Raw genomic sequence first — 20,495 nt, 5'->3', positions numbered from 1 at the left:
CTGTTTGGGCCTCGCGCGGATGGCCGTGAGCCAGGTCAGGATGATTCCGCGATGAATTTGACTGAATATCTCAAGCCGGCCGGAACCGTCGTGTTCGTCCTCGCGCTCGGCGTCGGCTATTATCTGTTCGAGCATCGGCGCCGCCCCGAGGTGAAGGAGACGCCAAGCACGGCGCTCGTCATCGTGACGAAGTCGACCAATGCCTGCTTCTCCGACCTGGTGCGGGTGACCGGCTTCTTCGTGCCGCGCCGCGAGGCGGTCGTCCTTGCCGACCAGGAGGGGTCCAGGGTCACCGACCTCCTGGTTACCGAGGGCACCGTCGTCGCCGACAACCAGGAGCTGGCGCGGCTGACTGCGCCGCCGCAGATTCCGGGCCAGCCGCAGCGGCCCGGCCCACAAGGCCCGGTCTCGCTGAAAGCACCCGCGCCGGGTCTCATCACCGAGGTCCGCACCGTCGTCGGCGCGCCGGCCTCGCCGCAGGCAGGTCCGATGTTCCGCATCGCCGTCAACAATGAGATCGAGCTCGACGCCCAGGTTCCGGCGGTGCACATGTCCAAGCTCAGCTCCGGCGCGACCGTGCGCATCAGCCGCGACGATGCGCCCGATTTGATCGGACGGGTCCGGCTGGTTGCGCCCGAAATCGACCGCGCCACCCAGCTCGGGCGCGTCCGCATCAGCGTCACCAACAATCCCTCACTGAAGGTCGGCGTGTTCGCCCGCGCCTCGATCGACGCCAAGCGGAGCTGCGGCGTGGCAGTGCCCAAGACCGCGATCGATCATCTGACGGTGCAGGTCGTCAAAGGCAACATTGTCGAGACACGCAAGGTGCGGGTCGGACTGTCGTCCGACAGCGCGACGGAAATCCTGGAAGGGCTCGAGGTCGGCGAAATCGTCGTGGCCGACGCCGGCTCTTCGCTCCATGACGGCGACCAGATCAAGACCATGTTCGCCGATGAACTCGATCGCACGCGGGTACGCTGATGGCTCTCAATATCTCGGCATGGTCTATACGTCATCCGCTGCCGTCCGCCGTTTTTTCGATCATCCTGCTGGTTCTGGGCTGGACCTCCTTCACCAAGCTCGCGATCACACGGCTGCCCTCGGCCGACATCCCCGTGATCTCGGTCGCGGTCTCGCAATTCGGCGCGGCACCGGCCGAGCTGGAATCCCAGGTCACCAAGACGGTTGAAGACGCGGTCTCCGGCGTCGAGGGCGTCAGGCACATCACCTCCTCGATCACCGACGGCCTCTCGGTCACCACGATCCAGTTCGCGCTCGAGACCAACACGGACCGCGCGCTCAACGACGTCAAGGACGCGGTGACGCGCGTGCGCTCCAACCTGCCGCAGAACGTCACCGAGCCGCTGATCCAGCGCGTCGACGTCATCGGCCTGCCGATCGTGACCTATGCCGCGATCTCGCCCGGCAAGACGCCGGAGCAGCTCTCCTATTTCGTCGACGACGTGGTCAAGCGCTCGCTGCAGGGCGTGCGCGGCGTCGCGCAGGTCGAGCGCATCGGCGGCGTCGAGCGCGAGATCCTGGTCTCGCTCGATCCCGACCGCCTGCAGGCGATGGGGCTTACTGCGGTCAATGTCAGCCAGAGCCTGCGCGGCACCAATGTCGACGTCGCCGGCGGCCGCGCCGAGATCGGCAAGAACGACCAGGCGATCCGCACGCTCGCCGGCGCCAAGACGCTGGGCGATCTCGCCGGCACCATGATCCCGCTGTTCGGCGGCGGCGAGGTCCGGCTCGACGATCTCGGCACCGTCACCGACACCATCGCCGATCGCCGCACCTTCGCCCGCTTCAACGGCGAGCCGGTGGTCGCGCTCGGCATCAAGCGTTCCAAGGGTGCCAGCGACGTGAAGGTGGCCGAGGCCGTGCAGAAGCGCATCGACGCGCTGAAAACCGCCTATCCCGACGTCGACCTGAAGCTGATCGACACCTCGGTCGAATACACCAAAGGCAATTACCATGCGGCGATCTCGACCTTGTTCGAAGGCGCCATCCTCGCCGTCGTCATCGTGCTGCTGTTCCTGCGCGACCTGCGCGCGACCATCATCGCCGCGATCTCGCTGCCGCTGTCGATCTTCCCGGCGTTCTGGGCGATGGACCTGCTCGGCTTCTCGCTCAACCTCGTCAGCTTCCTCGCCATCACGCTGTCGACGGGCATTCTCGTCGACGACGCCATCGTCGAGATCGAGAACATCGTCCGGCACATGAACATGGGCAAGTCGCCCTACCGGGCCGCGCTCGAGGCCGCCGACGAGATCGGCCTCGCGGTGATCGCGATCTCGCTGACCATCATCGCGATCTTCGCACCGGCGAGCTTCATGTCGGGCATCGCCGGACAGTTCTTCAAACAGTTCGGCATCACCGTCTCTGTGCAGGTGTTCTTCTCGCTGCTAGCCGCGCGCTTCGTCACGCCGGTGCTGGCCGCCTATTTCCTCAAGCACAGTTCGCATGCGGAGCCGCCGCCCGGCCGCATCCTGCGGTCCTATCATGGGATCGTGGCCTGGTCGGTGAAGCACTATTTCATCACGGTGCTGATCGGCCTCGGGATCTTCGCCGCCTCGATCTGGAGCATCACGCTGCTGCCGCAGGGCTTCCTGCCGGCCCAGGACAGCGCCCGCTCGCTGCTTGCGCTCGAGCTGCCGCCGGGCACCCAGCTCGCCTACACCGAAAAGGTCACCGAGGACATCGTCGCGCGCCTGCGCAAACGGCCCGAGGTCAAGAGCATCTTCGTCGACGGCGGACGCGTCCCGCCGGGAACCCAGGAAGTCCGGCGCGCAGCCCTGATCATCAACTACACACCCAAGGACAGCCGCGACATCACCCAGCGCGAGCTCGAATTCTCGATCAGCCAGGAGCTGGAGAACGTTCCCGACATCCGCTTCTGGTTCCTGGACGAGAACGGCCTGCGCGCGATCTCGCTGGTGGTGACCGGTGTCGACCCCAACATCGTCAACAACGTCGCGAGCGAGCTTGCGACGCAGATGAAGCGCATTCCCACCATCTCCAACGTGATCTCCGAGACCTCGCTGGAGCGCCCCGAGCTGCGCATCGAGCCGCGCGCCGATCTCGCCGCACGGCTCGGCGTCTCCACCGAAAGCCTGTCGCAGACCATCCGTGTCGCCACCATTGGCGACGTCGGGCCCGCGCTCGCCAAGTTCGACGTCGGCGATCGCCTGGTGCCGATCCGCGTGCAACTCGAGGATGCAGCCCGCGGCAATCTGAAGACGCTGGAGCAGTTGCGCGTGCCGCTCGGCGAGCACGGCGAGAAGGGTGGCGTGCCGCTCTCGGTCATCGCCGACGTCAAGCTCGACCAGGGTCCGACCAGCATCAACCGCTACGATCGTGAACGGCAGGCGACCGTTGCCGCCGACCTCGTCGGCTCCGCCGCGCTCGGCGATGCCACCAAGAAGATCTACGACCTGCCGGTGATGAAGACGCTGCCGAAGGGTGTGAAGGTCTCGCCCTCGGGCGATGCCGAAAGCCTGAACGAATTGTCGGACGGCTTCGCGACCGCCATCACGGCCGGACTGATGATGGTCTACGCCGTGCTGGTGCTGCTGTTCGGCACCTTCCTGCAGCCTATCACCATCCTGTTCTCGCTGCCGCTCTCGATCGGCGGCGCCATCGCGGCCCTGCTCGTCACCGGCAAGCAGCTCACCACGCCGGTGTGGATCGGCATCCTGATGCTGATGGGCATCGTCACCAAGAACGCGATCATGCTGGTGGAATTCGCCATCGAATCCATCCGTGCGGGCAAGCCGCGCGAGGAGGCCATGATCGACGCCGGCATCAAACGCGCCCGCCCGATCGTGATGACCACGATCGCGATGGCCGCGGGCATGATGCCGAGCGCGCTCGCCGTCGGCGCCGGCGGCGAGTTCCGCTCGCCGATGGCGCTCGCGGTGATCGGCGGCCTGATTTTCTCGACCATCCTGTCGCTGGTGTTCGTGCCCGCGATGTTCATGGTGATGGACGATTTCGGCGCCCTGATCTGGCGCTTCGCCAAGCGGCTGATCGTGCACAGCGAGGATGCGGAGGTTGCCTCTCATCACGACTCCGCACCGGCGCAGGCGACTTCGGCACCGAAGAGCGTCGCGCGGCCAGCTGCGGAGTAGGCTTACGAGGCGTGCTCGTAAGCCTACTCGTTCCGCGCGATCGCGGTCAGCTTGGTCATGTTCCGCAGCAAGATCCGGCCGCGCTGGAGATCGAGGATCGCTTCCTTGCGCCAGGCCTGAAGCTGGCGGTTGACGCTTTCGCGGGCGGCACCGACGAAGACGCCGAGCTGCTCCTGCGAGATGTGGACCTCGGAGCCGAAATCGGCGGCGAGCGCGCAGAGCCGCCGCGCCAGCCGCACCGGCAGCGGCTGCAGCATGGATTCTTCCATACGCTCGCTCTGCCAGCGGATGCGCTGGCACAGCAGGGCGATGATCTTGATCGCGACTTTTGGCTCGCGCTCGAGGAAGCCGAGGAAATCGTCGCGCCGCAGCACGAACAATTCGCTGGCCTCGCCCGCGGTGGCGTCTGCCGTGCGGTTCTGGCCGTCCAGCACCGCTACCTCGCCGAACAGGTCGCCCGGCCCCATGAAATTCAGCGTCAGCCGGCTGCCGTCGGAGGCGCCGGTCTCGATGCGGACCTGGCCGCGACGCACGCCGAACAGCGCATCGCCGGGATCGCCCTTCTGGAACAGCAGCTCGCCGCTCCCCAAATGCTGCGTGTGACAGAGATTGGACAACCGCTGGAGCTCGTCTGCGCCGAGATCGGCGAACATCGGGTTCATCTTCAGGATGACCGCAAATTCGGCCTGCTTGCTCATTTCAATGTCCTTGTGAACGCCCTGGTCATTGTTCTCAGCAAATCGCTTGAAACCATCAACTTCAGGATCGCGTAAAACCGCGCCGGAGAAGTGTGTCATAAGTCACATAACTTTGCAGTACCCCCTGACTATTTTTACGCGCTTGGAGCCGCTTGCCGTCCGGGGATAAACTTAAGGCGCAAAGGACGAGGCATCTGGCGGGTTCGACGCCGATTGTCCGTCGTTGGAAAGTCGACATGAGAGCATTGAAATTCGTCGGCGGGGCTTTGGCCGCCGTCATCATCGTGATCGCACTCCTGCTCGTGGTCGGGATCCCCTCGGGCTTCCTGACCTCGACCATCGCCTCGCGGGTCGAGAGCGCCACCGGCTATCGCCTGTCGATCGACGGCACCACCAGGATCAGTCTGTGGCCGACGCTGAACATCACCTTGAATGACCTCACGCTTGCCGACCCCAAGGACCGCAGCGGCATCAGGCGCCTGACGATCGATAGCGTGCAGGCCGACATGTCGCTCGCCAGCGTCTGGTCGGGCCGCCCTGAGATCAGCGAGCTTGTCGTCGCCCATCCCGTATTCTACCAGCCGCTGCTGCGTGAGCGCCTGCCGAATGCCGGCAGCCCGTCGAAGCCGATCGCGCTGGGCACCAATGCTGCCACGATCGACCGCATCAAGGTCACCGAAGGCGAAGTGGCGTTCTCGCGCCTGCGCGATCGTGTCGAGGGCCGCATCAGCGCCGTCAACGCCGAGGCGATCGTCGACCGCGACCGCAAGGTCAACATCACCGGCACCGCGCGCGTCGGCGAGCATCCGACCAAGTTCGACATCAAGGCAACCTCGCCGGCACTGCCGGCCGAACGGCCGACGGTTCCGGTGGATTTCGCCATCGACATGCCCAGCGTGCTGAAGTCCCAGCTCACCGGTCACGCCGAGATGCGGCTCAATGGCGATGTCGTGATGATCAACGGCGTGAATGGCAGGCTCGGCGACGGCGCATTCAACGGCTGGGCCTCGGTCGACATCGCGAGCAAGCCGCTGGTCAAGGTCGATCTCGATTTCCAGCGGCTCGCGATGCCCCTGGCGAAATCGCCGGACGGCGTGTCCGGGCAGCCCTGGAGCAATGCGCCGATCGACGTCTCCGGGCTCAACTATGTCGATGCGCAGGTGAGGATCTCCGCGAACGAAGCCGTGATCGGCGATGCGCGCATCGCGCCGCTGGCGCTCGACGCCAAGCTCGCCGGCGGCGTCCTGAAGGCCGGCACCGCCAATCTCGGCGTCTATGGCGGCCAGGTCTCGGGCGAGGTGGTCCTCGATGCGACCACCGGCGCGCCGAGCTTTGCGATGCATTCCGACCTCGTCGGCGTGCGCGCGCTGCCGCTGCTGCAGGGCCTCGCCGAATTCGACCGTATCGACGGCAAGCTGCAGGCCAAGCTCGCTTTGCGCAGCGCCGGCAACAGCCAGCGGGCGCTGATGGCGAACATGCAGGGCACGGCCTTCGTCAATTTCCAGGATGGCGCTATCCGCGGCATCAATGTCGCGCAGATGATCCGCTCGCTGACGACGAGCACGCTGTCCGGCTGGCAAGGAAACCAGGACCGAAACCAGGACCCCAGCCAGGAGCAGAGCACGGATCTGTCGCAGCTTTCGGCCTCCTTCCGCATCGACAAGGGTCAGGCGGTGACGACCGATCTCAATCTGATCGGGCCGCTGGTGCGCGTCACCGGCGCCGGCACGATCGCCCTCGACACCAAGATGATGGGCTTTCGCGTCGAGCCGAAGCTCGTGATGACGACCGAAGGCCAAGGCCGCACCTCCGAGCCCGTCGGCTTCGGCATCCCCGTGATGATCCAGGGCAGTTGGTCGCAGCCGCGGATCTACCCTGACATCGCCGGCGTGCTGGACAATCCGGACGCCGCCTATGCCAAGCTGCGCGAGATGGGCAAAGGCCTGTTCGGCCCCGACGGCGCCGGGCTCGGCAACATCCTGGGCAACCTCGGCAGCAACCTTGGGCTCGGCGGCACCACCGCGCCGGGCGGAGGCAATGCCAATCCGCAAGCCCAGCAGCCCGGGCAGAACAACCTGCTCGGCGGGCCCTTGGGGGAGGCGATCGGCAATCTGATTCAGCAGGGACTTTCCAATGGCACAGCAACCGGCACTGGCACCGGCCGCAGTCGCAGCCTGCCGGTGACGCCCTCCACACCGGCGCCGCAGGCCTCGCCTGCCCCAGCTCCGGAGGACCCGCCGCCTGCGCAGCAGGACAGTCAGCCAATGAACGACGTGCTGCGACAGCTCTTCAATCGTTGATTGGCGGGCTGGACCGGCTTGCTCGCCTGCGGCGTCCTCCGAACGGATGAGGCTGCGACAATTCACCACTCTGCTTCCTGCCCGGGAGTCCACAGGGAGTAACCACACCGGCCGCGCGACGGCCGCGCGACGTCCCTTGGCCCAAATTGTGGTAGAACGGCCCGGAAGGGGCTTTACGGCCCGCAGCGCGCAGCGTCAGTGGCGGCGCGAGAGGATCGGGATGGCAGGAGCGAACGACAAGACACGATCTCTGCGCGAGGGTCTGTTCGCCAAATACGTCGTCTCCCTCGTCGGCCTCGTCGTGTTCGTCCTCGCCGTCAACGGCGCGATGGAGACCTGGATCTCGTACCGCGCCACCAGGACACAGCTGACCAACGGGCTGGAGGACAAGGCGCAAGGAGCCGCCCGGCGCATCGAGCAGTCGATCTCCGAGCTCGAGCGCCAGATCAGCTGGGTGACGCGCGCGAGCCAGGACACGTTGGAGAAGCGCCGCGCCGATTACGCCTCGCTGCTGCACCAGGTCTCGGTCGTCAACCAGCTGTTCCAGCTCAACGGCGACGGCCGCGAGGTGCTGCGCGTCTCCAGGCAGTCGACCACGACCGGCGCCAATGCCGACCTCTCCCGCGACGTGCGCTTCACCGACGCCGTCACCCGCGGCGTCAGCTATGCCTCGGCCTGGTTCGCCGACGGGACGCCGCTGATGTCGATCTCGGTGGCGCATTCCGGCTTCAATGCCGGCGTCACCGTGGCCGAGATCGATCTCAGCTTCCTCTCCGACTTCCTGTCAGACGCCCAGGTCGGCAAGGCAGCCTTCGCCTATGTCGTCGATCCGCGCGGCCGGGTGCTGGCGACATCGTCGAAAGGTCCCGAAATCGGCAAGGACCTTTCCAAGCTGCCGCAGGTTGCGGCCGCGATCGCGCCCGGCCACGAGCCCGACACATCGGGCACCGACTTCAACGGCCAAGCCGTGATGAGCGCCGCGAGCATGGTGCCGAAGCTCGGCTGGAGCGTGCTGTTCGAGCAGCCGAGCACGCAGGCCTTGATGCCGATCCGCGACCAGCTGGTGCGCATCGCGCTTCTGATCGGCATGGGGCTGTTGGTCGCGATCCTCGCCGGCACGCTGCTCGCCCGCCGCATGATCATCCCGATCACGGCGCTGCGCGACGGCGCGCACAAGCTCGGCGAAGGCGATTTCAGCCACCGCATCGACGTGCACACCTCCGACGAGCTCGAAGACCTCGCCGGGCAGTTCAACCGCATGGCCGACCAGATCCAGGAGACCTATTCGAACCTGGAGACCAAGGTCGAGGAGCGCACCCGCGATCTCGCGCAGTCGATCCATGAGCTCAAGGTGCTGGAGGAGGTCGGCCGTGCGGTGGCCTCCTCGCTCGATCTCAACGCCGTGCTTGCGACCATCGCCGCCCGCGCGATCGAGATCACCCATGCCGACGCGGTGCTGATCTACGGGTTCGACGCCGAGGCGCGATGTTTCGACCTGGTCGAAGCCAACGGCATCGACAAATCCGCCGAGGGCGCGCATGTCACCGTCGCGCAGGGCGAGAACATCCTGAGCGATGCCGCCAGAAGCGGCGAGCCGATCGCGCTTGCCGAGCTCGGCGAGGCCGCCGAGCAGCCGCTGCGCGAGGTCGCACTCGCGGCCGGCTTCCAATCGGTGCTGGTGGTGCCGCTGATCGACCAGCAGGGCACGCTAGGCTCGCTGGTGGTGCTGCGCCGCGCCGGCGGCGAGTTCGCCGGCAGCATCATCGGCCTGATGCGCACCTTCGCCAACCAGGCCGTGCTGGCGATGCGCAATGCGCACCTGTTCACCGAGGTCGATCACAAGAGCCACGCGCTGGAGGCCGCGAACGAGACCGTGCGCGCCCAGGCCGACAAGCTCAAGCAGCAGACCGAGCAGCTCAAGGACTGGAACAAGTCGCTGGAGGCGCGCGTCAAGACGCAGCTCGGCGAGATCGAGCGCATCCGCAAGCTCGAGCGCTTCCTGGCGCCGCAGGTGGCGCAGCTGATCGCCTCCTCCGACAGCCCGGAAGGACTGCTCACCAGCCAGCGCCGCGAGGTCACGGTGGTGTTCTGCGATTTGCGCGGCTTCACCGCGTTCACGGAAACGACGGAGCCGGAGGAGGCGATGAACGTGCTGCGCGAATATCACGCCGCGCTCGGCCAGCTGATCTTCAAATACGAGGGCACGCTCGACAAATATGCCGGCGACGGCGTGATGGTGCTGTTCAACGCGCCGATCCAGTTCGAGGACCACACCAAGCGCGCGGTGAAGATGGCGGTGGAGATGCGCGACACCATCGGCCCGCTGACCGAGCGCTGGCGCAACCGCGGGCATAGCCTGGGGTTCGGCATCGGCATCGCGCTCGGCTACGCCACGCTCGGCCAGGTCGGCTTCGAGCAGCGGCTGGAATATGCCGCGATCGGCAGCGTCACCAACCTCGCCTCCCGTCTCTGCGGCGAAGCCAAGGCGGGCCAGATCGTGGTGAGCCGCCGCGTCTACGGCATGGTCGAACCATGGGTCGAGGCCCGCGCCCTCGACGACCTCCAGCTCAAGGGCTTCAATCACCCCGTGCTGGCGATGGAGATTTTGAGCTGGCGCGAGGAGGTGGAGAACGTGGTGGACGCCGCGGTGGTGCGGCGACGGGGGTAGCCAAAACAAAAATTGCGAAAACAACCCCATGCACAGTAGGCGGGAGCTGGAAGATCAATGGGTTACCCGAGCATCAAAGTCGGACAGTGACGACGGTCTGGGCTGGCCGGTGCTTTGACACGTCGGGCAAAACACTGGCATGATGGCATCATCGAGAGTTCAGGCCAGTGCAAACGCATCGAACGGGCGCGACCGCTGACATCGGCGGCGTGACGCGCACCCCAAGGCGCAGCTTTACGGCCGCCGCGGTGATTGGGCGGCGACAACGCGCAGCTCGACTTCAGGGAGATGAAGTTCGACTGGGCGTGCGGGTCCTCACACCTCCCGCTTCGGCCCGATCGCCTCGAACGCCGCCTTCTGCTCGTCGCTTAGATCCGCCTCGAAATCGTCGAGCGCATCAGTGACGCCGTTCACCGCTTCCAGCATCGTCGCCAGCCGCGCCTTCACGGCGGCGAGGCGGGCTTGCGCGGTTGCGGCGGGCTCTGTCGGGCAGGCGCTGAGCGTCTGCATGGTGCGCAGCGTGGTGTCCTGCAGCACTTCGAGGCGGGCGCGGGCGATCTCGTCGAGGTGGAGCGTGGAGGCAATCTCGGCGGCGGGCCATTGCTGCTGGACGAGTTGCTCGTATTGGCGCTGCGCGTTTTCGTCATAGCGGGGATCGTAGTCGGGCTGGCAGACCTTGGCCGCCTGCGCGTCCTTGGTCGCGTTCTTGCTCGCGTCCTTGCTCGCGTCCTTGGCCCGGTGGGACGCCAGCGCGGCGCGACGCTCATTGGCGAGGGCGTTGAGCCTGGTTTTCTTGTCGTCATCGAGCAGGCCGACGAATTTCGTCAGCGGCGCTTCAATTGCGTCCGTCGCCTTGATCATGGCCTGGAGTCGCTCGCGCATCAGGCCGAGGCGCTCGGAGGCATTCGCAGGAGCCTGCGCCGGGCAGGCCGCGCGGATGGTGTCGCGCGCCGCATTCCAGGCGGATGCGAGCTCGTCGAGCGCGGTGCGCTGCAGCTCGTTCGGCTGAACGGCGCTCGCGATCCGGTCGACCGGCAGGCCACCGGTGTCGCTGGCCTCGCAGAGGGTTTCCGCGGACGGGATTCTTCGCGCGCGCCGGCCTTGCGGCACGGTGTAAGCGGCAAGCTCGGGCGCGGCATAGGGCGTGAAGAGTGCGGCATAGATGTCGCCGTAGCCGTAGAGCGAGAGGCTGGTCGCATCGCCGAAGATGATTGCGGTGGTGAGATCGTCATGCGCGAACGGCCAGAACACCGGGCCGACCCAGCCGTAGCTGCCGTCGGGATGGCGCCACCAGCCCTGCGGCCGCCGGCCGCCTTGCCAGCCCGCCAGCGCAGCCTGCGCCGTGAGGGCCGCACGCAGGACGTAAGGATTGGATAGCTGGCCGCGCTCGGCTCCGCGCGGGTCTTGCGACCTCAGCGCGGCGGAGCGGTAGCGGCCACCGCGCACGGCCATGCGGGAATGGCGCAGCCGCGACAGGCCCATCATGTGGCCGACGGCGAAACGCGCAACCCCGAGCGGACCGCCACGCAACCCGAACTGCGCCTCGGCCCTGTCAGGCAGCAACACTGCCGCAATCACGAGAGCTGCGCCGGCCAGCGCCAAGCCCATGCGCCTCGAAATGATCGCTGACCTGACCGCCGACTTGACCAATCTGGCCACGTCTTGGCACTCCCTCCCACACCAAGCGCGCAATGCGTCGCATCACAATGACGCGCGAGGGAACCGATTGTTCCGCGGCGATGCAGGGCAAAGCGTCGCAACGCTCACCGGCCATGCCGGCGCGGGGTCACTGCGGCTTTTGCGGCAGCACGAACGTCTGCCCGGGATAGATCAAATCGGGGTTGTGGATCTTGTCGCGGTTGGCGTTGAAGATCACCCCGTAGCGGGCGCCGTCGCCGTAAGCGAGCCGGCTGAGCGCCCACAGGCTGTCGCCGCGGGCGATAACGCGGCTGCCGCCTGCTTCCGCCGGTGCAGTGGTGAGCACCTCCGCCGGCGAGGCCGATGCGACCGCCGTCGCCGCCGGCGCATGCGCGAAGGCCTTGGTCTTCGGCGCGCCGATCAACCTCGGCCGCGCCGCTTGCCTGTCAGGCACTGAAGCCAGGTGCGGCGAGGCCGATGGCAGCGCGGCCACGACATCCGGCTTGTCGTCGGTCTTCTCGGCCTGCTTGGTCTCCTGCCGCGCATCCTGCTTCGCGGCCGGCGCGGGCGGCGGCGCCGCCTCGGCGATGGTCACCGGCATGGTCCGGCCGGATTCCGTCACCGTGCCGTCAAGCGCCTTGGCCCGGAGCGTCAGTTCATAGGAACCGGCAGGAAGCTGCGGCGGAGTCATCACGAACTGGCCCGAAGCGTCGGCGACCACGGCATCGAGCGGCTTGCCGTCGCGCAGCAGCTCGACCCTTGCACCCGGCGTGGCGCGGCCCGCAATCACTGCCGCCTCGCCATGACTGTCGATGCGGGCGACGTCGAACCGGGGCCCGGCATCCGCAACCGCCGGCGCCGGCTTGATCGGCGCGAAATCGCCGAGCGCGGCCGTGACCTGCTTCTGGGTTTCGCCCAGCGCGCCCGCCTTCGGCTCCGCGGCCGGTGCAGGCGGCGCGCTGGCGGCAAGCTTTGGCTGGTCCGGCTTCTGCTCTGGTTTGGACTCGTCCGCTCCGGGCTCCACCTTGAGCTCGACCTTGGCCTCGACTTTGGTCTCGGGCTTGGCGTCGGGCTTGGCTTCGGGCTTGGCGGCGACGATGGTCGTCGTCCCGTCCGGCAGCAGGCGGCGCAGCTCGGTCGGGCCGATCACCAGCGCGGTGCCGACCAGCGCCAGCAGACAAAAGGCAATGAAGGCCTTGGATGCGGTGATCATCTGAAAAGGACCTTGAGTGGCAAATCAGCCGAGGTCGGCAAAGTGCGCCGATTTGGCTGCGGCAGCAAGACGGTCGATGGGATTATGCCTCCATCCCGGCGCGTCCGGAATGACCCGGCGAGGTCCCCTCGGCGTCAAATGCGCGAGGCCGCACCGCGGCTATAATTTTTAAGGAATTTCCTGTGACCGATTTTTTTCGCACCGCGCCACGGCTGGCGCTTGCTCTGACACTCGCCGCTCCTGCCGCACTGGCCGCCTCCGGCCCGCCGCCTGGTTACATACCTATCGCCATCTGCACGGCGAACGCGGTGAAGCGGAGACTGACTGCTGTCGGACTGTTCGACGCGAGATGGATGATCGACTGCACGATCCTTGCGCCAAGAGATCAAAACGCCAGAGGGTCCGTAACATCTGTTCTTGATATCATGATCGCGATCGCCAACAAGCCGCCGAAGATCGGTAGACATGCAATTCGCGTGAGCCCGTGCGAGACGCTGCATGAAGGGCGATAGTCCGGAATTGTCCGGCGCCTTTCCCCGCGCCACCGTTCACCGTCACCGCGAGAATAGGATCGAACCTCCGAGTTCGTGGTTATCGACTCGCTGAGACGGCCGGGAACTCCGGCCGGCGGGCACCTGTCAACATTGCATCACGCGCAACGCAGGCGGCTTTTCGCCGGCGTCGTGGCGCGCGCGTGCGAAAAGCGAGCGAGGTGACATGGCGGTCCTGTCTTTCAGAACGATCCCTCTCGTGGTGGTTGCAGCCGTCATCGGGCTCTCCGCGGAGGCCCGCGACGACGGGCGCTACGCAAACTCTCCCCTCAAGGGCTGGTTCGAGAGCCTGCACAGCAAGGGCGGCGGCCCCTGTTGTGCCGACGCCGACGGCACTGCGCTGGCCGATGTCGACTGGGAGACGCGGGACGGACATTACCGGGTACGGCTTCTCGGCAATTGGGTCAATGTGCCCGACGACACTGTCATCACCGAGCCCAACCGCGCCGGGCGCACCATGGTCTGGCCTTATTACGTCAACGGCCGTCCCATGATCCGCTGCTTCATGCCCGGCAGCATGACCTGAACCGCGACGAGCTCCGCGGGATCGGGAAGCTCACATCGAACGTCGGGCCGCACGCACTTCGGCGAATTCGGCGTCGGGGTGGCTGACGATGGTGGCGACCATGATGCCGCTGATGATCAGCGACCAGGCGGTGTCCCAATAGATCCAAAACACGAGCCAGCCTCCCTTTTCTCGCTTTCACTCTCTTTCGCGCCCGCCGCACCGGGCTAACCGCATCGCGATGCCGGCGTTTCCAGCGCGAGCCCGGCCCTACGACGCGCGGACGGGCCGGGCGCTATTTCTGTTTGGTCGGTGGCGGTGTCCGATCGGTTTGGCCGGTGTGGCGCTTTGCCACGACGTCCTCGTCGTGCTCGCCCTGGTGCGGCCGCGGCGCAAGCTTGGGCTGACCGGCTTGACCGCCATGCTTGCCGCCCATGTCGGGCTTTCCTTCGAGATCGTTTTCGCGGGGCATGCGGTTCAATGCGTTCGCACGGCATTGGTTCGCAACAGGATCGGCCGTTTTCGCACTGTGAACGAACTCATAGAACCGCCCATCTTTGTAGTGCACGATGGAGCTGGCGCCCTGGTGCATCGCGATTTCTACCGACGGATTGGCCTGATGCGAAAACGACTGATCGTCTGGACCATCATGACCGCCACCCTGGTTGCAGTCACCGTGTGGACCATGCTCGGGCCGCCGGACCGCCCGTCCAGCCCGCATCTGCCCTCCCGCACGGCGGCGGTGCGTTAACTCGTCATCCTGCGACCGATACCATTTCGGCATCGATCGATCCCAATTGGAATTTGGTGCGGCGGCGCGCCTCCCGCTATCCTCGCGGCAAAAGGAGGATGCCGCGAGCCGGCTTTCAGGAGGAGCCCATGTTGAGACCGATCCGACGCATCGCATCGCGCGCACCACGCGCTGCGATCGCCATTTCCCTGTTCGCTTCTCTCATTGTCATTTCTGGAGTCCGTGCGGGCATGGCCGAAACCTTCGCCTATGTCGGCAACGCCGACAGCAACGACATCAGCGTGTTCAAGATGAGCGAGAGCGGCGAGATGACACCGGTGCAGACGGCCGCCTTCAAAGGCGTCGAAAAGCCCGGCTCCTCGACGCCGCTCGCGATCACACCCGATCACCGCGTGATGATTGCCGGCGTCCGCTCGCAGCCATACCTCGCGGTGAGCTTTGCGATCGACCCGAAGACTGGCCAGCTCAGCCATCTCGGCAACGGACCGCTCGCGGACAGCATGGCCCATATCGCCGTCGACCGCAGCGGCAAGTTCCTGTTCAGCGCCTCCTATGGCGGCAACAAGGTGGCGCTGAATCCGCTTCTTGCCAGCGGCGTCGTCGGCGAGCCCAAGCAGGTGATCCCGACCGGGCTGAACGCCCACGCCTTCCTGCCCTCGCCCGACAACCGCTTCGCGTTCGCGACCAATCTCGGCTCCGACCAGGTGTTGAGCTTCGCCTTCGATGCCGCGGCCGGTACGCTCACGCCGAGCGATCCGCCGGCCCACAAGGTGGCGGAAAAGTCGGGGCCGCGGCACTTCGTGTTTCACCCAGGCGGCAAGTTCGTCTATTTCCTCCACGAGCTGAACGGCGATGTCGCGGCATTCGCCTATGAAGCGCGGAGCGGCGCATGGGACGAAATCCAGCGCACCACCGCGCTGCCGGAAGGGTTCTCCGGAAAAGAGTCTGATAAGAAGGCTTGGGCCGCCGACATCCACATCACGCCGGACGGCCGCTTCCTCTACGCCTCCGAGCGCACCACCAGCACGCTCACCGCCTACAAGGTCGATGCATCAAGCGGCAAGCTGACCACGATCGGCAGCGTGCCGACCGAGAAGCAGCCGCGTGGCTTCCAGATCGATCCAAGCGGGCGCTACCTCGCCGCGGTCGGCGAGCTTTCGGACGGCATGACGGTCTATGCCATCGACCAGAGCAGCGGCGCACTGGCCAGGCTGAAATCCTACCCCACCGGCAAGAAGCCGAACTGGGTCGAATTCCTGAGCCTGCCGTGAGGGGCCGCGGCGACGGACTTACGTAAACATCCGCAATTTTCGCAGCGTCCGCCTTCGGGCCATATCAGTGGGCATGGACCGACAGATCGTCTTCAAATGCCTCAGACCGGCCTGAACGTGCAGCATCGGCTTACTGATGAGCCGGACGATCGCACCCACGTGTCCGTATCCTGTCCGGCCTGCACGCGGCTGCATCTGATCGATCGGACCACCGGCAAGCTGCTGGGCGATCGGCGCGGCTGACGGTCAACGCCGGCCTGCGGCGTGACGTCTTCGGGGCGAACCTCTTCTCCAATCCTGCGACTAATCAAGGACTTGTAATCAAGGACTTGTAGTCAAGGACTTGCCGCGACTGCCCGCGGCGGCGCGGCGTCCTCTCTCGGGACCACGCGGCCGTAGTGCGGGCGGCGGCCATCTGCTATCGATTGGAGGCATAGCCCCTGTGGAATTTCCGATGCGTCATTTGTCCCGTGCCGTCGTTCGAAACCTGTACCCCGCAGCCGTCGCCGGCGTGCTCGTCTTCAGTCCCTATCCGGCCGGCGCGGCCGATGACGATGCGCCCAAGGGACCCGCGGTCACGGTGCTGAAAGTCGCGAAATCCTGCTTCTCCGACATCGTCGAAGCCACCGGCACGATCATCGCGCGGGAGGAAACCTCGGTGCGGCCCGAGCGTCCCGGCCTCAAGGTCACGGACGTGCTGGCGGAAGCGGGCGACACCACCACCGCCGGCCAGGTGCTGGCGCGGCTGGCGCTGCCCGAAGGCGGCACGCTTCAGGTCACCGCGCCCGTGGCGGGCGTGATCGCGACCTCGACTGCGCAGATCGGCAACTTCGCCTCGGCCAAGGGCGAGGCGCTATTCACGATCGTGGCGCGCAGCGAATACGATCTCGTCGGCCTCGTGGCCACCACCGATGTGCGCAAGCTCGCCGTCAATCAACAGGCCACCGTGAGGATCGCGGGCGCCGGCGACATCAGCGGCAAGGTGCGCCGGATCGGCCCGACCGTCGAGCCGAACATCCAGCAGGGCATGGTCTATATCGGCATCTCCTCGCAGAAGCGGCTGCTCCTGAACGCGAGCGGGCGGGCGCTGATCAAGACCGGGCAAAGCTGCAACGTCGCGGTGCCGCTCACCGCCGTGCAATATTCATCCGCCGGCACCGTGGTGCAGGTGATCCGCCGCAACCGCGTCGAGACCAAGCGTGTCGAGATCGGCTTGATGTCGGGCGGCAATATCGAGGTTCGCGACGGCCTGAACGAAGGCGATGTCGTCGTCGCCCGCGCCGGCGCATTGCTGCGCGAAGGCGATCCGGTGCGTCCGGTGATGGCGAGCGCGGAAGCAGCGAAGTAGCAGCCGCGATCCTTCACCCTCCCCTGGAGGGGCCCTGGAGGGGTAGGGGAATCGCATATGGTGCTGGCAGGGTGTTGCCAAGCGGTTGGAACTGGATTCTTTGGGTGTCTCTCGATTCCAGAGGGAGACCTGAATGCGCAAGCTCAAGCGCCTGTTTCGACCGCTCAAGGACCCGCGCGCCAGCAACACCCGACATGATCTTGTGGAGATCCTCGTCATCGCCTTGGCGGCGACGCTGGCTGGCGCCAAGACCTGCACCGAGTTCGAGTTCTTTGGCCAAGGCCGCGAGGAGCTGTTGCGGCGCTTCCTGGAGCTCAGGCACGGCATTCCGAGCCACGATACGTTCAGCAACGTCTTCCGTGCGCTGGATCCGAAGGGGCTGGAAGCGGTTTTGCGCAAATTCAGCAAGAGCTTCGGCATCAAGGGGGTGGTCAGCATCGACGGCAAGGCGCTGCGCGGGGCCTACACGCGGGGCCGGCAGGCCACGCCGCTGCATATGGTCAATGTCTGGGCCGCAGGCACTCGCATGGCGCTGGCCCAGAGAAAGGCTCCCAACCGCAACGAGGTTGCCGGGGCTCTCGAAGTTCTCGCCCTGCTCGATCTGGACGGGGCTCTTGTCACCGCCGATGCCTTGCATTGCCGGCCCGACACCGCGCAGGCCATCCGCGACCGGAAGGGGCACTACGTGTTGGCCATCAAGAGCAATCGTGGCCGGCTCTTCAAGACCGTCAAGACGCTGGTCGACACAGTCCGAAAGCCCGCGCGAGCGAGTCAACGAAGAGCCACCGCCCACGGCCGCGTCGAACGCCGACAGGCCATCGTCGCGCCGGCTCCTCAGTTGGCGAAACAATACGACTTCCCCGCTATCGCCGCAGTCGGTCGCATCGACAGTTGGCGCGCCAACTCTGGCAAGGCTGTCAAACACACGGTCCGATACTTCCTCGCCTCGCGCCTGCTGTCGGCCAAAAAGCTGCTCGAGGTCGTGCGTGCCCACTGGAGCATCGAGAACAACCTGCACTGGGTCCTCGACGTCCTGTTCGACGAGGATGCCTGCCGCAGCCGCAAGGATCACGCCGCCGAAAATCTCGCCCTCATCCGCAAGCTGGCCATCAATACCCTGCAGGCAACGCCCGGTCCTGCCCGCATCAGCCACAAAATGCTCCAAGCCAGATGGAATAATGACTTCCTTCTCTCCGCCCTCGCCATCTGCGATAACCCTACCTGGAGGGGGAGGGTCGCTTCGCATGAAGCGTAGCGAAATGCGAAGCGGGGTGGGGTGACAGTCTATCCATTGAAGCGGTGCCCGAGTGGAGAGATCACCCCACCCCGCTCGCGCTTCGCGCGATCGACCCTCCCCCTCCAGGGTAGGGCTATCGCATATGGGCGAGGGCGGAGAGAAGGAAGTCATTATTCCATCTGGCTTGGAGCATTTTGTGGCTGATGCGGGCAGGACCGGGCGTTGCCTGCAGGGTATTGATGGCCAGCTTGCGGATGAGGGCGAGATTTTCGGCGGCGTGTTCTTTGCGGCTGCGGCAGGCATCTTCGTCGAACAGAACGTCGAGAACCCAGTGCAGGTTGTTCTCGATGCTCCAGTGGGCACGCACGACCTCGAGCAGCTTTTTGGCCGACAGCAGGCGCGAGGCGAGGAAGTATCGGACCGTATGCTTGGCGGTCTTGCCAGAGTTTGCGCGCCAGCTGTCGATGCGACCGACTGCGGCGATAGCGGGGAAGTCGTATTGCTTCGCCAACTGAGGAGCCGGCGCGACGATGGCCTGCCGGCGCTCGGCGCGACCGTGGGCAGTGGCTCTTCGTTGACTCGCTCGCGCGGGCTTTCGGGCTGTATCGACCAACGTCTTGGCGGCCTTGAAGAGCCGGCCACGGTTACTCTTGATGGCCAACACGTAGTGCCCCTTCCGATCGAGGATGGCCTGCGCGGTATCGGGCCGGCAATGCAAGGCGTCGGCGGTGACAAGAGCCCCGTCCAGATCGAGCAGCGCGAGAACTTCGAGAGCCCCGGCAACCTCGTTGCGGTTGGGAGCCTTTCTCTGAGCCAGCGCCATGCGAGTGCCTGCGGCCCAGACATTGACCATATGCAGCGGCGTGGCCTGCCGGCCCCGCGTGTAGGCCCCGCGCAGCGCCTTGCCGTCGATGCTGACCACCCCTTGATGCCGAAGCTCTTGCTGAATTTGCGCAAAACCGCTTCCAGCCCCTTCGGATCCAGCGCACGGAAGACGTTGCTGAACGTATCGTGGCTCGGAATGCCGTGCCTGAGCTCCAGGAAGCGCCGCAACAGCTCCTCGCGGCCTTGGCCAAAGAACTCGAACTCGGTGCAGGTCTTGGCGCCAGCCAGCGTCGCCGCCAAGGCGATGACGAGGATCTCCACAAGATCATGTCGGGTGTTGCTGGCGCGCGGGTCCTTGAGCGGTCGAAACAGGCGCTTGAGCTTGCGCATTCAGGTCTCCCTCTGGAATCGAGAGACACCCAAAGAATCCAGTTCCAACCGCTTGGCAACACCCTGCCAGCACCATATGCGATTCCCCTACCCTCCAGGGGAGGGTAAGAAACTAACCGCCGGCTTCGCCGAAATGGACGTCTTCGAGCAACGATGACGACACGGTCGGGACCTGGTCGCCTTCTGAGGCGCGGGAGATGGCGAGGCGGGTCTTGTTGAAGATGCTCTCGGCGCTGCCCGGCTTGCTGAGATTGTTGAGGAACTCGCTGACCAGCACGCTGTGCTCGCCCTTGCCGTCATCGACGACCTTGCCGGGCGAGGCGGAGGTGAGGATCAGCGCATTGTCGGACGCGCTGATCGGCGCGAGGCCGTGGCTGTAGGAGCGGAAGCGGCGCTCGTAAGGGTTACGCCGGGAGGCGTCGACCACGACGAGCTTGGCCTTGGCGCCCTGCTCCTTCATCATCTCGAGCACGCCGTCGATGGAGACGCCATGGCGGCGGACGTCGCTTTCCTTCCAGATCACGGCATCGACCGGCAGCATGTAGCTCTCGCGTCCCGCTTGCACGCCGTAGCCGCCGAAGAACAGCATGACGACGCTGTCGTGCGTGATCCGGGACTTCAGGCGGCCCACGGCGCGGACCATGTCGTCCTTGGTCGCGTCTTCCACCATGTCGACGTCAAAGCCGTTCTTGCGCAGGGACGAGGATAGCGCCCGGGCGTCGTTGATGGACTGCGTCAGCGGCGCGTTGGCGTCGGGATAATGTCCATTGCCGATGACGAGCGCGAGACGCGAGCTCTGGCCGATCGAACCGGTGATCTGTTCGGTGGTCACAGCCTTGGCGGCATCGATCGCACGCATGTTGAGAGCAGCATGGGCGCCGATCGCGAGCGACACCGTGCCGACGAGGGCTGCGGCGAGGGCGATCGTACGTCGGGAAAGGTCGAGCTGCTTTACATTCATCTCGGTTTG

At 65.8% G+C, this 20,495-nt stretch carries 17 protein-coding genes and 1 pseudogene; 11 read left to right on the top strand and 7 right to left on the bottom strand.

Annotation, left to right across the window (positions count from 1 at the left end; genetic code table 11):
* Positions 1 to 51: 51 nt before the first annotated feature.
* Together P6U27_RS02215 and P6U27_RS02210 are read left to right on the top strand one after the other, a co-directional pair.
* Complete coding sequence (locus P6U27_RS02215; RefSeq protein WP_122400471.1) at positions 52 to 981, top strand: efflux RND transporter periplasmic adaptor subunit; 930 nt, start codon at positions 52 to 54, stop codon at positions 979 to 981.
* Positions 981 to 4,130, top strand: coding sequence for an efflux RND transporter permease subunit (locus P6U27_RS02210; protein WP_407193615.1), 3,150 nt, complete (start codon positions 981 to 983; stop codon positions 4,128 to 4,130). Before P6U27_RS02215 ends, P6U27_RS02210 begins: the two co-directional genes overlap by 1 nt.
* Positions 4,131 to 4,153: 23 nt before the next feature.
* Here the strand turns inward: P6U27_RS02210 and P6U27_RS02205 are convergent, their stop codons facing one another.
* Positions 4,154 to 4,828, bottom strand: a complete 675-nt coding sequence (locus P6U27_RS02205) for a Crp/Fnr family transcriptional regulator (protein WP_122406329.1) — start codon at positions 4,826 to 4,828, stop codon at positions 4,154 to 4,156.
* Between the two features lie 236 nt (positions 4,829 to 5,064).
* Here P6U27_RS02205 and P6U27_RS02200 point away from each other — a divergent pair, with 236 nt between their 5' ends.
* Complete coding sequence (locus P6U27_RS02200) at positions 5,065 to 7,128, top strand: AsmA family protein (RefSeq protein ID WP_407193614.1); 2,064 nt, start codon at positions 5,065 to 5,067, stop codon at positions 7,126 to 7,128.
* 220 nt (positions 7,129 to 7,348) lie between these two features.
* Positions 7,349 to 9,796, top strand: coding sequence for an adenylate/guanylate cyclase domain-containing protein (locus P6U27_RS02195; protein ID WP_407193613.1), 2,448 nt, complete (start codon positions 7,349 to 7,351; stop codon positions 9,794 to 9,796).
* A gap of 315 nt (positions 9,797 to 10,111) precedes the next feature.
* Here P6U27_RS02195 and P6U27_RS02190 read toward each other — a convergent pair whose 3' ends face one another.
* Positions 10,112 to 11,404 (bottom strand): Spy/CpxP family protein refolding chaperone, encoded by a 1,293-nt coding sequence (locus P6U27_RS02190; protein WP_407194541.1) that lies wholly within the window; start codon positions 11,402 to 11,404, stop codon positions 10,112 to 10,114.
* Positions 11,405 to 11,582: 178 nt separating this feature from the next.
* Positions 11,583 to 12,647, bottom strand: coding sequence for a LysM peptidoglycan-binding domain-containing protein (locus tag P6U27_RS02185; protein WP_407193612.1), 1,065 nt, complete (start codon positions 12,645 to 12,647; stop codon positions 11,583 to 11,585).
* A gap of 182 nt (positions 12,648 to 12,829) precedes the next feature.
* On the opposite strand from P6U27_RS02185, the gene P6U27_RS02180 reads away from it, so the two are divergent.
* A complete protein-coding gene (locus tag P6U27_RS02180) occupies positions 12,830 to 13,159 on the top strand; it encodes a hypothetical protein (RefSeq protein ID WP_407193611.1) in 330 nt (109 codons plus the stop codon).
* A gap of 205 nt (positions 13,160 to 13,364) precedes the next feature.
* Complete coding sequence (locus tag P6U27_RS02175) at positions 13,365 to 13,724, top strand: hypothetical protein (RefSeq protein ID WP_407193610.1); 360 nt, start codon at positions 13,365 to 13,367, stop codon at positions 13,722 to 13,724.
* 30 nt (positions 13,725 to 13,754) lie between these two features.
* Here P6U27_RS02175 and P6U27_RS02170 read toward each other — a convergent pair whose 3' ends face one another.
* Together P6U27_RS02170 and P6U27_RS02165 are read right to left on the bottom strand one after the other, a co-directional pair.
* A complete protein-coding gene (locus tag P6U27_RS02170) occupies positions 13,755 to 13,877 on the bottom strand; it encodes a hypothetical protein (RefSeq protein ID WP_256375944.1) in 123 nt (40 codons plus the stop codon).
* A gap of 121 nt (positions 13,878 to 13,998) precedes the next feature.
* Complete coding sequence (locus P6U27_RS02165) at positions 13,999 to 14,295, bottom strand: hypothetical protein (RefSeq protein WP_407193609.1); 297 nt, start codon at positions 14,293 to 14,295, stop codon at positions 13,999 to 14,001.
* Positions 14,296 to 14,322: 27 nt separating this feature from the next.
* Here P6U27_RS02165 and P6U27_RS02160 point away from each other — a divergent pair, with 27 nt between their 5' ends.
* The 5 genes from P6U27_RS02160 to P6U27_RS02140 all read left to right on the top strand — a co-directional run bounded on the left by P6U27_RS02160 (position 14,323) and on the right by P6U27_RS02140 (position 18,328).
* Positions 14,323 to 14,454, top strand: a complete 132-nt coding sequence (locus tag P6U27_RS02160; RefSeq protein WP_407193608.1) for a hypothetical protein — start codon at positions 14,323 to 14,325, stop codon at positions 14,452 to 14,454.
* A gap of 128 nt (positions 14,455 to 14,582) precedes the next feature.
* Positions 14,583 to 15,725 carry a lactonase family protein gene (locus P6U27_RS02155; protein ID WP_407193607.1) on the top strand — a complete coding sequence of 381 codons (1,143 nt, stop codon included), beginning with the start codon at positions 14,583 to 14,585 and terminating at the stop codon, positions 15,723 to 15,725.
* 96 nt (positions 15,726 to 15,821) lie between these two features.
* Positions 15,822 to 15,968, top strand: a complete 147-nt coding sequence (locus tag P6U27_RS02150; RefSeq protein ID WP_407193606.1) for a hypothetical protein — start codon at positions 15,822 to 15,824, stop codon at positions 15,966 to 15,968.
* A 211-nt stretch (positions 15,969 to 16,179) separates the two neighbouring features.
* Positions 16,180 to 17,073, top strand: coding sequence for an efflux RND transporter periplasmic adaptor subunit (locus P6U27_RS02145; protein WP_164937189.1), 894 nt, complete (start codon positions 16,180 to 16,182; stop codon positions 17,071 to 17,073).
* Between the two features lie 133 nt (positions 17,074 to 17,206).
* Positions 17,207 to 18,328, top strand: a complete 1,122-nt coding sequence (locus tag P6U27_RS02140) for an ISAs1 family transposase (protein WP_407120420.1) — start codon at positions 17,207 to 17,209, stop codon at positions 18,326 to 18,328.
* A 115-nt stretch (positions 18,329 to 18,443) separates the two neighbouring features.
* Here P6U27_RS02140 and P6U27_RS02135 read toward each other — a convergent pair.
* Positions 18,444 to 19,525: pseudogene (locus tag P6U27_RS02135) on the bottom strand (ISAs1 family transposase).
* 112 nt (positions 19,526 to 19,637) lie between these two features.
* Complete coding sequence (locus P6U27_RS02130; RefSeq protein ID WP_122400462.1) at positions 19,638 to 20,486, bottom strand: caspase family protein; 849 nt, start codon at positions 20,484 to 20,486, stop codon at positions 19,638 to 19,640.
* Positions 20,487 to 20,495: the final 9 nt, after the last annotated feature.

It is taken from the genome of Bradyrhizobium sp. STM 3566 (assembly GCF_045571445.1).
Classification (GTDB): Bacteria; Pseudomonadota; Alphaproteobacteria; order Rhizobiales; family Xanthobacteraceae; genus Bradyrhizobium; species Bradyrhizobium vignae.
This window is presented reverse-complemented; position numbering and strand designations above follow the sequence as displayed.